Annotated in this window: 11 protein-coding genes; 3 read left to right on the top strand and 8 right to left on the bottom strand. The window is 66.3% G+C overall.

Features of this window, described 5'->3' with window-relative positions; genetic code table 11:
• Window positions 1-36: 36 nt before the first annotated feature.
• From mutT to ACWIGM_RS23640, 5 genes are all read right to left on the bottom strand, one after another.
• A complete protein-coding gene (gene mutT / locus ACWIGM_RS23660; protein ID WP_454028417.1) occupies window positions 37-441 on the bottom strand; it encodes an 8-oxo-dGTP diphosphatase MutT in 405 nt (134 codons plus the stop codon).
• Between the two features lie 8 nt (window positions 442-449).
• Window positions 450-956 carry a carboxypeptidase regulatory-like domain-containing protein gene (locus tag ACWIGM_RS23655; protein ID WP_454028416.1) on the bottom strand — a complete coding sequence of 169 codons (507 nt, stop codon included), beginning with the start codon at window positions 954-956 and terminating at the stop codon, window positions 450-452.
• The gene (locus tag ACWIGM_RS23650; RefSeq protein ID WP_454028415.1) at window positions 953-1,894 is read right to left on the bottom strand and encodes a DMT family transporter; all 942 of its coding nucleotides are present in this window, start codon (window positions 1,892-1,894) and stop codon (window positions 953-955) included. Before ACWIGM_RS23650 ends, ACWIGM_RS23655 begins: the two co-directional genes overlap by 4 nt.
• A complete protein-coding gene (gene argJ / locus ACWIGM_RS23645; RefSeq protein WP_454028414.1) occupies window positions 1,863-3,116 on the bottom strand; it encodes a bifunctional glutamate N-acetyltransferase/amino-acid acetyltransferase ArgJ in 1,254 nt (417 codons plus the stop codon). The genes ACWIGM_RS23650 and argJ overlap by 32 nt, the downstream gene beginning before the upstream one ends.
• Window positions 3,117-3,247: 131 nt before the next feature.
• Entirely contained in the window at window positions 3,248-4,093 is an 846-nt protein-coding gene (locus ACWIGM_RS23640; RefSeq protein ID WP_454028413.1) for a peptidylprolyl isomerase, read from the bottom strand.
• Window positions 4,094-4,400: 307 nt separating this feature from the next.
• On the opposite strand from ACWIGM_RS23640, the gene secA reads away from it, so the two are divergent.
• Together secA and ACWIGM_RS23630 are read left to right on the top strand one after the other, a co-directional pair.
• On the top strand, window positions 4,401-7,247 hold the full coding sequence (secA, locus tag ACWIGM_RS23635; protein WP_454028412.1) for a preprotein translocase subunit SecA: 2,847 nt from the start codon (window positions 4,401-4,403) through the stop codon (window positions 7,245-7,247).
• Between the two features lie 125 nt (window positions 7,248-7,372).
• A complete protein-coding gene (locus ACWIGM_RS23630; protein WP_454028411.1) occupies window positions 7,373-7,945 on the top strand; it encodes a hypothetical protein in 573 nt (190 codons plus the stop codon).
• 10 nt (window positions 7,946-7,955) lie between these two features.
• Here the strand turns inward: ACWIGM_RS23630 and ACWIGM_RS23625 are convergent, their stop codons facing one another.
• Window positions 7,956-9,161 carry an MFS transporter gene (locus ACWIGM_RS23625; RefSeq protein WP_454028410.1) on the bottom strand — a complete coding sequence of 402 codons (1,206 nt, stop codon included), beginning with the start codon at window positions 9,159-9,161 and terminating at the stop codon, window positions 7,956-7,958.
• A 103-nt stretch (window positions 9,162-9,264) separates the two neighbouring features.
• Between ACWIGM_RS23625 and ACWIGM_RS23620 the strand changes: the two genes are divergently transcribed.
• Window positions 9,265-10,086: an AraC family transcriptional regulator gene (locus ACWIGM_RS23620; protein WP_454028409.1), complete on the top strand. Its 822-nt coding sequence runs from the start codon at window positions 9,265-9,267 to the stop codon at window positions 10,084-10,086.
• 79 nt (window positions 10,087-10,165) lie between these two features.
• Here the strand turns inward: ACWIGM_RS23620 and ACWIGM_RS23615 are convergent, their stop codons facing one another.
• Together ACWIGM_RS23615 and ACWIGM_RS23610 are read right to left on the bottom strand one after the other, a co-directional pair.
• Entirely contained in the window at window positions 10,166-11,080 is a 915-nt protein-coding gene (locus ACWIGM_RS23615) for a TorF family putative porin (RefSeq protein ID WP_454028408.1), read from the bottom strand.
• Between the two features lie 214 nt (window positions 11,081-11,294).
• Window positions 11,295-12,713 carry a L,D-transpeptidase family protein gene (locus tag ACWIGM_RS23610; RefSeq protein WP_454028407.1) on the bottom strand — a complete coding sequence of 473 codons (1,419 nt, stop codon included), beginning with the start codon at window positions 12,711-12,713 and terminating at the stop codon, window positions 11,295-11,297.
• Window positions 12,714-12,817 lie beyond the last annotated feature (104 nt).

Below are 12,817 nucleotides of genomic sequence, written 5' to 3'. Positions count from 1 at the left end.
CCCGACCATGACGCATACGGCAATGGCCGCCGAGGCTCACGCCCCGAGCAGATCGACCAGCGGCGGGATCAGCGGCTCGTCGGCCGGCGGCATGGCGAGCTCGCGCAGCTTGCCGGGGCGCACCCATTTCAGCGCCTGCCCCTCGCGCGACATCACGGTCCCCTCCCAGCGCCGGCAGATATAGAGCGGCATCAGCAGGTGGAAATCCGGATAGGCGTAGCTGGCAAAGGTCAGCGGCGCCAGGCAGGCTTCCTTGACCTCGATACCGAGCTCCTCGGAAAGTTCGCGGATCAGCGCTGGCTCCGGCCGCTCCCCGGCCTCCAGCTTGCCGCCGGGAAATTCCCACAAGCCCGCCAGGGCCTTGCCTTCGGGACGTTGGGTGACGAGGACGCGATTGTCGGAATCGACCAGCGCGCAGGCGACGACGAGCAGCAGTTTCACGATAGAGGCTAATGTCCCGAGAGGATGACCTCGACCGGCTCGGTTTCCTTGCCGGTCAGCGTGACCTCGTCATAGACCGTGCCGCCCTCGCGGAAAACCGCGTCCTCCTCGCCCCAGATCACCTGCGTCGAGACGAAGTAGGTGCCGGGCGCGACCTTCTCGAAGCTGAAGCGGCCATTGGCCGCGGTCTTGGCCGTGCGAGTGAGCTCGGCATAGCGCGGATCGACCTGGTCGTTCGGATAGCGCCAATGCGGCAGGAACTTGGTCTTGCCGAAGACGCGATTGAAGCGTTCGCGGGCATAGGCTGTCGCGGGGATCAGCTTCACGACCTCGCCGGCGGCGTTCACGACCTGCCCCTTCGAGCGCGTCCGGAAGGCGTGGCCGACGATGATGCCGGTTCCGTCTTTTCGGATGAAGGCCGCTTCCTCTGCCGAGAAGGATGACGTCGTCACCGGTCCCTGCACACAGGCACCCAATAGGGCCGCAAGGCCCAGCACGCATGCGATCCTCGTCATCTGGCTCGTCCCCCCGCAGGCGCCGTCGATACCAGGAAGACGCCTGCGAGGATGATGCAACCTCCGATAATCTGCCGCAACTCCAGCGTTTCGCCGAGGACGAGCACACCCATGACGGCAGCGACCGCCGGAACGAGATAACCGGTCATCGCCGCCCGCGTCGGCCCGGCAGCGCGGATCAACCGCATGAAGAACGTCACCGGCAGCGCCGTCGCGAGCACACCGAGCGCCAGCGCGGCCTGCCAATGCGGCACCAGCGCCGCGAGCGCCGCTCCGCCCGAGAAGACCAGCGTCAGCAGCAGCGCGCTCGAACCGGAGACCATCTGCTGGCCGAGCGCGAGCCGGATCGGGTCGCCCGCCCGCGGCGGCACGGCGCGCGTATAGAGATTGGCGCAGGCATAGGACAGCGTCGCACCGACCATGGCGAGCAGGCTGAGCACCGTGCCGCCGCCTTCGGCCAGGCGCGGCCCGATCAGGATGGCGACGCCGGCCATGCCGACCAGGATACCGGCAAGGCGGCGCCGGCTCAGATGCTCTTCCGAGAACAGGAAATGCGCGAACAGCGCCGTGACCAGCGGCCCCGCCGCCTGGATCATCGCCGCCGGGCCGCTGGCGAGCTGGATCAGCGCATAGGCGACGAGCACGTTCGGCAGCCAGCCATTGCACGTGCCGAGCACGAGCCAATGACGGAGTTCGTGGCGGCGCGGCAACGGGCTCTGGCCGCGTGCCATAACGAAGAGCGCGAGCGTCGCCGCGCCGAGCAGGCCGCGGCAGGCGGCGATCGCCCAGGGGGTGACCTCGCCGGCCATCAGCTTGATGAACAGGTAGCTCGAGCCCCACAGGAACGAGCAGGCGGCGAGGTTGCCGACGATGAACGCCTTGCTGGGGCCTACCGGGCCGGCCGGCTCAGGAGCGGTAGTCGCCGTTGATCTCGACATAGGCCTTGGTCAGGTCGCAGGTCCAGACGGTGGACTTGCCGCGGCCGAGGCCGAGATCGGCGGTGACGACGATATGCTCGCCCTTCATGTAGTCGGAGACGGCGGTTTCATCATAGGAGCCGGCACGCGCGCCCGCTTCCGCGACCTTGATTGCGCCGAAGGAAATGTCGAGCCTGTCGCGATCGGCCGGCTCGCCGGCCTTGCCGACCGCCATGACGATGCGGCCCCAATTGGCGTCCTCGCCGGCAACCGCCGTCTTGACCAGCGGCGAATTGGCGATCGAGAGCGCGACCTTCTTGGCCGAGCGCGCCGACTGCGCCCCGACGACGCGGACCTCGACGAATTTGCGGGCGCCCTCGCCATCCTTGCAGACCAGATGCGAGAGCTCGAGCAGCAGCGCGTTCAGCGCCCGCTTGAAGCCGGAGAGCCGGGCATCACCCGGATCGGTGATCTCCGGCACGCCGCGAGCCTTCGCCTTGCCGGTCGAGAACAGCATCAGCGTGTCGGAAGTCGAGGTGTCGCTGTCGACCGTGATCGCGTTGAACGAGCCCTTGACGCCCTTCGACAGCAGGGCCTGCAGGACAGGGGCTGCGATCGGCGCATCGGTGAAGACGAAAGAGAGCATCGTCGCCATGTCAGGCGCGATCATGCCGGCGCCCTTGGCGATGCCGGCGATGGCGACTTCATGCCCGTCGATCTTGGCCTTGCGCGAGACCGCCTTGGGGAAGGTGTCGGTGGTCATGATCGCCTTGGCGGCGTCGAGCCAGGGGCCGTCGGCGGCGCGCTTGGCGCAATCGGCCAGCACGCCCTCGAACTTGGTCGCGTCGAGCGGCTCGCCGATCACACCGGTCGAGGCGATGAAGACTTCTTCTGCCTTGCAGCCTGCCGCCTTGGCCGCGATCGTCGCGGTCAGCGCGACCGAGTCGCGGCCCTTGAGGCCGGTGAAGGCATTGGCGTTGCCGGAATTGACGACGATGGCGCGGGCCTTGCCCTGCGCCAGGTTCTCCCGGCACCAGTCGACCGGAGCCGAGGGGCACTTCGAACGGGTGAAGACGCCGGCGGCCTGCGAGCCCTCGTCGAGCAGGACGAGCAGCACGTCGGTACGGCCCTTGTAGCGGATGCCAGCCTCGGCGGTGGCGAAACGCACGCCCGGCACGGCCGGCACCTTGGGCTGGCGCTTCGGCGCGAGCGGAGAAACGGGAACATCCTTGCCGGCCATCATGCGTCTCCTCGTAACGTTGGCCCGATGTGCCGCAGCGACGGGACGAAGACAAGGGTCCGAACCCCTCCAAAAGCAAACGCCCGGGCATGGCCCGGGCGCATCACGACGATCCTGTGAAAGGAGCAGCCCGATCAGGGCTTCTTCGGCTCGGCCGGAGCCGGGGTCGCCGGGGCGGCCGGCTTGTCGAGGCGCTCGACCTTGGCCTTGTCGCGCAGCGCCACGATGATGTCCTGCTGCGCCTTGCGGACGAGATACTGGTCGATCTGCGGCTTGACCTCGTCGAAGCTCGGCAGCGGCTTGCTGCGCTTGTCCTCGACCTTGATGACGTGCCAGCCGAACTGGCTCTTCACCGGCTCGGAGAGCTGACCCTTGTCCAGCTTGAAGGCCGCCTCGGCGAACTCAGGCACCATCCGGTCCTTGGCGAACCAGCCGAGATCGCCGCCCTCCTTGCCCGAACCCGGATCCTTGGAGAGCTCAGCCGCGACCTTGGCGAAATCCTCGCCCTTCTTCACCCGCTCCAGCGCCGCCTTGGCCTGCGCCTCCTCCGGCACCAGGATATGGCGGGCGTGGACCTCTTCCTCGGGCTTCATCGCCTTGACGGTGTCGTCGAACAGCTTCTTCGCCGCCTCCGGCGTCGCCGCCTTCTTGGCCTCGACCGTCAGGTACTCGTCGAGCAGCAGCTTGTCCCGGTTATAGGCGAGGCGCTTGGCGAATTCCGGCCCGTCGCCGACCTTGGCGGCAGCTGCGGCCTTGGCGCCGAGCTTGAGGTCGACCAGATAGTTGATCACCTCCTCGCGCTTGCGCTCCTCCGGCATCTGCGCGGTGCGTTCGCCAAGGTCTTCCTCGGCCAGCTTGAGGTCGCCCTCGGTGATGGTGATGCCGTCGACCTTGGCGACGGGCTTGTCCTGCTGCGCAAGTGCCGGCGCGGCGGCCAGCGCGAAGCCAAGCGACAGCATGGCGAGACGGGAGGACAACATCGGTGCGGCCTTTCGAGTGGACGGCGCGAAAATCGATCTCGCCGGCTGAGTGCCAGCAGAACGCGGCCTTGGCAAGGCTGGGCCTCGCACATCAACGCGAGCCGGTCGCCGCGGTTCAATCCGCCACAGCCGGCCTCGCCGCCGTCCGAGCCTCTTGGAACCGGCCTGGCCGGACCTTACATGCGCGCGGATGAGCGCGTGCTGGACCACGCGCCTGCGCCCGTCTAAACACGCGCGTGAAATTCTGAAGGTTATCGCTTCGGCCGCGCCCTCGATGCCGGCCGGATTCGCCATTGAAAGGCCAGACATGCTTGGCGCGCTTGCAAAGAAACTCTTCGGCTCGTCGAATGATCGGCGGGTGAAGGGCTACCAACCCCGCGTCGCTGCGATCAACGCGCTCGAAGCCGAGGTGTCCCAGCTCTCCGACGAGGCTCTTCGCGCCCGTACCGAAACCTTCAAGCAGCAGCTCGCCGACGGTGCCAAGCTCGACGACCTGCTCGTCCCGGCCTTCGCTACCGTGCGCGAGGCGGCCAAGCGCACGCTCGGCCAGCGCCATTTCGACGTCCAGCTGATCGGCGGCATGGTGCTGCACGAGGGTTCGATCGCCGAGATGAAGACCGGCGAAGGCAAGACGCTGGTCGCGACCCTGCCGGTCTATCTCAACGCGCTCGCCGGCAAGGGCGTCCACGTCGTCACCGTCAACGACTACCTCGCCCGCCGCGACGCCGAGTGGATGGGCAAGATCTACAATTTTCTCGGGCTCAGCTTCGGCATCATCGTCCATGGCCTCGACGATGAGGAGCGCCAGCGCGCCTACGCCAGCGACATCACCTATGGCACCAATAACGAGTTCGGCTTCGACTATCTGCGCGACAACATGAAGTACGAGGTCGCGCAGATGAGCCAGCGCGGCCACCATTTCGCGATCGTCGACGAGGTCGACTCGATCCTGATCGACGAAGCCCGCACGCCGCTGATCATCTCCGGCCCGCTCGACGACAAGTCGGACCTCTATGTCGCGATCGACAAGGTCCTGCCCAAGCTGATCAAGAGCGATTACGACGTCGACGAGAAGCAGCGCACTGTCGCCCTGACCGAGGCCGGCAACGAGCATATCGAAGAGCTGCTGCGCGAGGCCGACCTGCTCAAGGAGGGCGATCTCTACGACGCCGCCAACGTCACCCTGGTCCACCACGTCAATCAGGCGCTGCGCGCCCACTCGCTGTTCACGCGCGACAAGGACTACATCGTCCGCAACGACGAGGTCGTGATCATCGACGAGTTCACCGGCCGCATGATGCCGGGCCGGCGCTATTCGGAAGGCCTGCACCAGGCACTCGAGGCCAAGGAGCATGTCACCGTCCAGCCCGAGAACGCGACGCTCGCCTCGATCACCTTCCAGAACTATTTCCGCCTCTACAAGAAGCTCGCCGGCATGACCGGCACGGCCGGTACCGAGGCCGACGAGTTCGAGCAGATCTACAAGCTCGAAGTGGTCGAGATCCCGACCAATGTCCCGGTCGCCCGTATCGACGACGACGACGAGGTCTATCGCAGCTTCCCGGAGAAGGTGAAGGCGATCATCAAGGAACTGGAGCGCGCCAGCGAGCGCCTGCAGCCGGTCCTGGTCGGCACCGCCTCGATCGAGAAATCCGAGCAGATCGCCGAGATGCTGGTCGCCGCCGGCTTCAAGCAGATCGACTTCAGCCAGCCGAATGCGCTCGACAGCCTCTATGCCGCTGCCCGTACCGGCAAGAGCACCAAGCAGTTCGCCGTGCTGAACGCCCGCTTCCACGAGCAGGAAGCCTTCATCGTCGCCGAGGCCGGCGTGCCGGGCGCGATCACCATCGCCACCAACATGGCCGGCCGCGGCACCGACATCAAACTCGGCGGCAATGTCGAGATGCGTGTCTCGATCGAGACCGCGGGCATGGAAGACGGGCCGGAGAAGGACGCCAAGATCAAGGAGATCGAGGCCGAGGTCGCGCGCTTCAAGGAGATCGTCCTCAACGCCTCCGAGACCATTGAGCTCGAGCCCGCCAAGGGCTCGCGCCCGGCCAAGACCATGACTCGCCCCGGCGGTCTCTACATCATCGGCACCGAGCGCCATGAGAGCCGGCGCATCGACAACCAGCTGCGTGGCCGCGGCGGCCGCCAGGGCGACCCCGGCCGCTCCAAGTTCTTCCTGTCGCTGCAGGACGATCTGATGCGCATCTTCGGCTCCGACCGGATGGACGGCATGCTGCAGAAGCTCGGCCTGCAGGAGGACGAGGCGATCGTCCATCCCTGGATCAACAAGGCGGTCGAGAAGGCGCAGGGCAAGGTCGAGGCGCGCAACTTCGACATCCGCAAGAACATCCTGAAATACGACGACGTCATGAACGACCAGCGCAAAGTCGTGTTCGAGCAGCGCCGCGAGTTCATGCGCACCGAGAGCGTGCGCGAGACCATCGACGACATGCGGCACGGCGTCGTCGAGGACACCGTCTCGCGGCGCATCCCGGAGGACGCCTATCCCGAGCAGTGGGATGCCGCGGGCTTGCGCGAGGACGTCGCGACCTATCTCAACCTCGAACTGCCGATCGAGGACTGGGCCAAGGAAGAAGGCATCGCCGACGCCGAGCTGCGCGAGCGCATCCGCAAGACCGCCGATGACGACTATGCGGCGCGCATCGAGCGCAACACCGAAGAGGTGATGACCTATATCGAGAAGCAGGTGCTGCTGCAGACGCTCGACCATCTCTGGCGCGAACACCTCGTCACCCTGGATCATCTGCGTCAGGTCATCGGCTGGCGCGGCTATGCCCAGCGTGACCCGCTCAACGAGTACAAGCAGGAGGCCTTCGAGCTCTTCGACAGTTTGATCGGGCGTCTGCGCGAGCAGGTCACCGGCAATCTGATGCGCGTCGAGGTCCGCTTCGAGCAGCCGTCGGAAGAGGGCCAGCTGATCGACCAGAACGGCGGCGACGCCCTGCCACCGCCGCCGGCCGGCTTCTTCGCCAGCCAGCCGCAATTCGCGGCGACCGATGGCGATCTCGCCGTCGCCGAGCGCAACCCGACCGATCCCGCGACCTGGGGCAAGGTCGGCCGCAACGAGCTCTGCCCCTGCGGCTCCGGCAAGAAATTCAAGCACTGCCACGGCCAGTTCGTCTGACCCGGCTTGCAGCACCCTCTGACCAGATCGAAAAGCTCCGGCAGACCGCCGGAGCTTTTTTCTTGCCGCCGACGTGCGCGCCTGCATTCTGACGACGTAAGACGTAACAGGACGTGGAGCCGTCCGTGAGCCAGGCCGCTTTCGAGATACGGCTCGATTACACCGCCGAGGAGTTCGCGCAGTACCAGGCCCTCGAGGCCGGCAGACGGCAGGCTCTGGTGAAACCCTCGTTCTGGGAGGGTTGGGGCGTTCTGATCGCCTGCGGCTGTGCTGTGGCGCTGCTCGCCGCAAGCCTCGCGGTCACCGGCGGCGCTACGGAGCTGCGCGCCGGCGGGACGATCGCGGCACTCGCCTTCGCCGCCTTCTGGCTTGGCCTCTGGGCGCCCTCCCTCACCGCCCGCGCTTCCGCTGCGCGCCACGAGCAGGCAGCCTTCGACGATTTCATGGCCGAGTGGCAGAGCTGCCGTATCCTGGTCACGGAAACCGGCCTCTGGACGCGCAGCCGCAACATGCGCGGCTTCATGCCGTTCTCGGCCATCCGCTCCGCGACGCTCGGCAACGGCCTGCTCTCGCTATGGCCGCTGGCCGGAGCGCCGATCAGCCTGCCATTGCGTCTGCTGACACCGGAGCAGCAGGCGCGGCTCGTCGCCTTGGTCGGCAAGGCTAGAGAGGCGGCCGTCCTCTCCACCCCTTCCTGAAGGACGCGGCTCAGCCCGCGCTGCGCCGCGGCAGCCTTGGCAGCAGAATGGTCAGCAGCCCCAGCAGCGGCAGGTAGGAACAGACCTTGTAGACGAAGGTGATGCCGTAGGCGTCGGCGAAGCCGCCGAGGAAGGCGGCGCCGAGCCCGCCCGCGCCGAAGGCGAAGCCGAAGAACATGCCGGCGATCAGGCCGACGCGGCCCGGCACCAGCTCCTGCGCGAACACCACGATCGCCGAGAAGGCCGAGGCGAAGATCAGCCCGATCATCACGCTGAGGACCCCAGTCCAGAACAGGTTGGCATAGGGCAAGAGCAGCGCGAACGGGATGACGCCGAGGATCGAGAACCAGATCACGAAGCGCGCGCCGAAACGGTCGCCGATCGGCCCGCCGGCGAAGGTGCCGACCGCGGCCGCGCCAAGGAACAGGAACAGCATCAATTGCGCATCGCGGAAGCCGAGCTGGAACTGCTCGATGACGTAGAAGGTGAAGTAGCTGGAGATGCTCGCCATGTAGACGTTCTTGGTCGCGGTCAGCAGCACCAGCACGAACAGCGCGAAGGCAACGCGCCCGCCCGGCAGCGGCAGGGTCCGGCTCGCCGGCGGACGACCGGCCTGCGCCCGGCGATGGGCAGCATACCAGGACCCGACCCGCGTCAGGACGACGACGCCAGCCATCGCGATCACCGAGAGCCAGGCGACACTGCCCTGGCCGAAGGGCAGGACGATGAAGGCCGCCAGCAACGGCCCCAGCGCCGAGCCGAGATTGCCGCCGACCTGGAACAGCGACTGCGCCAGGCCGTGCCGTCCGCCCGAGGCGAGCCGCGCCACCCGCGACGCCTCCGGGTGGAAGATCGCCGAGCCCAGGCCGATCAGGCAGGCGGCCACGATCAGCACCGCGAAATTATGGGCATTGCCCAGCAGGATCAGGCCGCCGAAGGTCGAGGCCATGCCGGCGGGCGCCGAATAGGGCATCGGCCAGCGATCGGTCACCATGCCGACGACCGGCTGCAGCAGTGAGGCCGTGACCTGGAAGGCCATGGTCAAGAGGCCGATCTGGACGAAATCCAGGGCGTAGTTGGCCTTGAACAGCGGATAGAGCGAAGCCAGCAGCGACTGCATGACATCGTTCAGCAGGTGGCAGAAGCTGACCGCCAGCAGGACGGAGATCGTCGTCTTCTCGAAGCGGGGGCGGCTCCCCTCGATCGTTGCAACCATGGCGGTGTCCTTTGGCGAAACCTGTAGCGGCGCTCCTTCTACAGGGCTTGTTCGTGACCTTCTTTCGTGTTTCGGTCGATTTATTTCGCGTTTGGGCCATTCGATGAAAAAGCTGCGACAGCAACAGGTCGATGCCCTCCATGCCGACCATCACCGCCTTCACGGCCGGGTTGCTGACTCGGATGGCGATATTCTGGTCCGCATCTCGGACAATCCGGCCGGGTACAGGATCCCGCCGCACAGCCATCGCCATATCCAGCTGCTCTGCGCCTTCTCCGGCGTCGTGCTGATCGAGACCGAACGCGGCTGCTGGATGATCCCGCCGGGGCATGCCCTCCTCATCCCCGCCCGGCTGCAGCACTCGGTCGAGATGCTGAGCGATGTCAGCATCAAGTCGGTCTACCTCCTCATCGGCGATGACGACCTGGCGCAGCGCATGCTGCAGGTGCTCGGCGTCACCGATCTCGCACATGCGCTGATCACCGCGGCGATCGGCCTGAGTGACGCCCCGCCCGGCACCCGCAAGCTCGAGCTCGTCCTGGAATTGCTGACGGCCGAGATCGCAGCGCTGCCGATCCGGCCGCTCGGCCTGCCCTTCCCTGCCGACAGGCGCCTTGCCGCCCTCTGCCGCGCCTATATGGCCGCACCCTCGGTCACCGAGCGCCTCGACGACTGGGCCGCGAAGCTGGCGATGAGCCGGCGGACCTTCACGCGGTTTTTTCAGCGCGAGACGGGGCTGAGCTTCGTCGCCTGGCGCCAGCAGGCCAGCCTGTTCGCCTGCCTTCCACGCCTGGCCGAGGGCATGCCCGTCACCCAGGTCGCCATGCTGGCGGGCTATGACAATGTCGCGGCGTTCACGACCATGTTCAGGCGCCGGCTGGGCACCGCACCGCGCAACTACATGAGGGCGTCGCTGGCGCGGTAATGTCCGCAGCTCGATTGCGACAACAGGAAAGGGCCGCCCTCGCGAGCGGCCCTTTCCAGATCAGCTGTAACAGGAGCGCTTACTTCGGCGCGAAGATGCCGACGCTGCTGGCGGTGATGTCGAAGGACAGCGTCGCCACCACGGTCGGATTGCACCATTTCGAGCGGCCCGAGCCCGAGGTGATGCCGCGCGGATCGGCCGTCAGCAGGAAGCAATCGCTCTTCGACAGGTTGGTGTCGTGATAGCGCACATCCGCTGTCAGATTCTTCCAGGTGTAGGAAATGCCGGCGTTCCAATAGGCATAGTCGGGCAGATTGGTCGGCGGCACGGTCGACCAGATCGCGAGATTGGTGGTGCCGAGCCAGTAATGGCCGAACTCGCCTGAGACCGAGAGGCCTTCCAGGAACGGCAGATTGTACTTCGCCGTCACCGAGGCATAGGTGCCAGAGGCGCCGGTGCCGAGCCAGTCCCAGGCGTAGAAGAGGTTGGCGCCGAGGATCAGCTTGTCCTCGAAATTATAGCTGAGCTTGCCGTAGACCTCGGTGAAATCGGTGTTGCGCGGCGTCCAGTAGGTGCCGGCCGGATCGATATACTGCTTCTCGCTCGGATAATAATACTGCCAGACGCCGACATCGACGGTGACAGGGCCGAACTTTGGCCGGATACCGGCGTAGAAATCGATCTCGGCCGGCGGGCTGGTCGCCAGGTCGACATTCGAAGCGTAGACGCCGGCATAGACCAGGTTGTCGTAGAACTGCAGCTCGGCGCCGCCCTGGATCGCCGGCTTGCGGTCTGTCTGCGAGATGCCGCGGAAATTATAGTCCGTCATGCCCTTCACGCTGACGGCGATGTCGAACCAAGTGATGCTGGGCGGCGCGGGAACAGGCGGCGCGCCTTTGCGGCTCGGCAAATCCGAGGCGAGCGCCGCGCCGGAAGCAGTGAGCGCCATCGAAAGCGCAAAGCCCGTCAGCAAGCCAGAGGTCTTGAAGGCCATCGCGAACTCCATCGAGGTTCCTGCACGATTCTCGTCATGCATTCGCCATGATTAAGCGTTCGCGGGCGCAATATCGGCAAGGCGAGCTTTTTTGCAGCTTGCTGCGCGAATAGGCAAAGACGCCGGTTTCGCCCGGCTTTGCGCCTAGAAAAGCGCCCGCGGCCATTGCTGGCCGCGGGCGTGACTTTTTTACATCAGAGGATCGGCGAGCGGCTCAACGGGTCGTCGGCTGACTCGCATAGGCCGCGTCGGGCTGCTGGAGCTGCGAGGTCCGCAAGGTCGAGGAACGGCGCGGCGGCAGCGGCGCGGTCACCGTCTGCGGGCTCTCCGGCACGGTCGAAGCGATCGGCGCCTGCTCCTTCGGCTCGGATGAACCACCGAGCAGCGGCACGAAGCTCAGCGCCCTCTGGTAGAAGGAAGGCTGTGCCGGCTCGGCCGCGGCCGTCTGGATCGGCGCGGGCGTCGCGGCGCCAGCCGTCGCCTTGGCGACCTGCGTCGCCGCATCGCCCGCCGGCTTGGCGGCAGGCTGGGCAGCGGCAGGCTTCGCCGGTGCGGCGGCGACCACGGGCTTGGCCTCCTCCGCCTGCGCGCTGCTGACCGCGGCGAGCACGGCTTCGTTCTCGGCCGATTCCGCCCTGACGGTCGCCTTGGTGCGGCCCTTGTCGTCGAGCACGACGACACGCGGGCCGATCAGCGCATCGGCGCGGCTGATGCCGACATCGCGCGAGCCCCAGGCCACCGATCTGTTCATCGAATCGGCGCCGGACTGGGCCAGCAGGCGCTTGAACGAGGAATGCTGGTCGCCGTCATCATAGATCAGCTTGATCGCCGGCGTGCCCTTCGAGACCAGCGCCGCAACCTGGATATCGTCCTGCTGGCGCTTCTCGGCCACGGCCTGCGTCACCGACGCGTCGACCTGGCCGCCATCGCGATTGAAGGCGTAGCGCCCACCGGCCACGGAGACCGACGGCTCGTCCTTGGCCACCTCGAAGAAATCAGAGCCTTCCTTCAGGTTCTTCCAGAAGGCGATGTTCGGGTCGAGCCGGTGCTTGGCGAGATTCTCCGGCGTCATCCGGAAGGGGAAAGCCTGCATCTGCACGGCCTTCTGCCCACCATTCTGGGCTTCGCGCACCAGGGCATAGAGTTCGCCGATCTGGTCGTCGGTCATCGAGTAGCAGCCGGCCGAGGAGCAGGCGCCGTGCACCATCAGATGCGCTCCGGTGCGGCCATGCGAGCGATCATAGGCGTTGGGATAGCCCATGTTGAACGAGACGTAATAGGACGAGTTCGGGTTCATCTGCGCCGGGGTGATGGCGTAGAAGCCTTCCGGCGCCATGCGGTCGCCCTCACGCACCTTCGGCCCGAGCTGGCCCGACCAGCGGCACATCGGGAAGGTCTTGAGCAGGGCGTACTTGCCGTCAGCGCGCTTCTTCCAGATTTCGAGCTCCGACTCCTTCTTGTAGGAGCGAATCAGGATGGGCTGGCTCTTGCTCATGCCCTTTTCGGACATCAGCGTGTAGGTCGCGGACGGAATCGGGATGTTATGGCGCGCGGAGCCGCGATAGCGTTCCTCTTCGCAGGCTGCCAAAGTGAGGCCAAGGAGCGCCGCCAGCGCGAAATGTCTCACAGCCACGTCGTCAATCCCATCTCGCGCGGACGCGTCAAGCCGACAATTCACCACGCAACAAGGCCAAATTATGCCCGTTGCCCGGTTGTAGGACCGTTAGCCTTGACCGT

It is taken from the genome of Allobosea sp. NPDC055332, from assembly GCF_053645455.1.
The sequence above is the reverse complement of the archived record's forward strand: the minus strand, read 5'-3'. Positions and strand labels throughout refer to the sequence as shown.

Excerpts from the sequence above, each read along its gene's own strand:
- ACWIGM_RS23655 (WP_454028416.1), bottom strand. The coding sequence starts at position 956 with ATGACGAGGATCGCATGCGTGCTGGGCCTTGCGGCCCTATTGGGTGCC.
- ACWIGM_RS23650 (WP_454028415.1), bottom strand. The coding sequence starts at position 1,894 with ATGTCGAGATCAACGGCGACTACCGCTCCTGAGCCGGCCGGCCCGGTA.
- argJ (WP_454028414.1), bottom strand. The coding sequence starts at position 3,116 with ATGATGGCCGGCAAGGATGTTCCCGTTTCTCCGCTCGCGCCGAAGCGC.
- ACWIGM_RS23640 (WP_454028413.1), bottom strand. The coding sequence starts at position 4,093 with ATGTTGTCCTCCCGTCTCGCCATGCTGTCGCTTGGCTTCGCGCTGGCC.
- secA (WP_454028412.1), top strand. The coding sequence starts at position 4,401 with ATGCTTGGCGCGCTTGCAAAGAAACTCTTCGGCTCGTCGAATGATCGG.
- ACWIGM_RS23625 (WP_454028410.1), bottom strand. The coding sequence starts at position 9,161 with ATGGTTGCAACGATCGAGGGGAGCCGCCCCCGCTTCGAGAAGACGACG.
- ACWIGM_RS23620 (WP_454028409.1), top strand. The coding sequence starts at position 9,265 with ATGAAAAAGCTGCGACAGCAACAGGTCGATGCCCTCCATGCCGACCAT.
- ACWIGM_RS23615 (WP_454028408.1), bottom strand. The coding sequence starts at position 11,080 with ATGGCCTTCAAGACCTCTGGCTTGCTGACGGGCTTTGCGCTTTCGATG.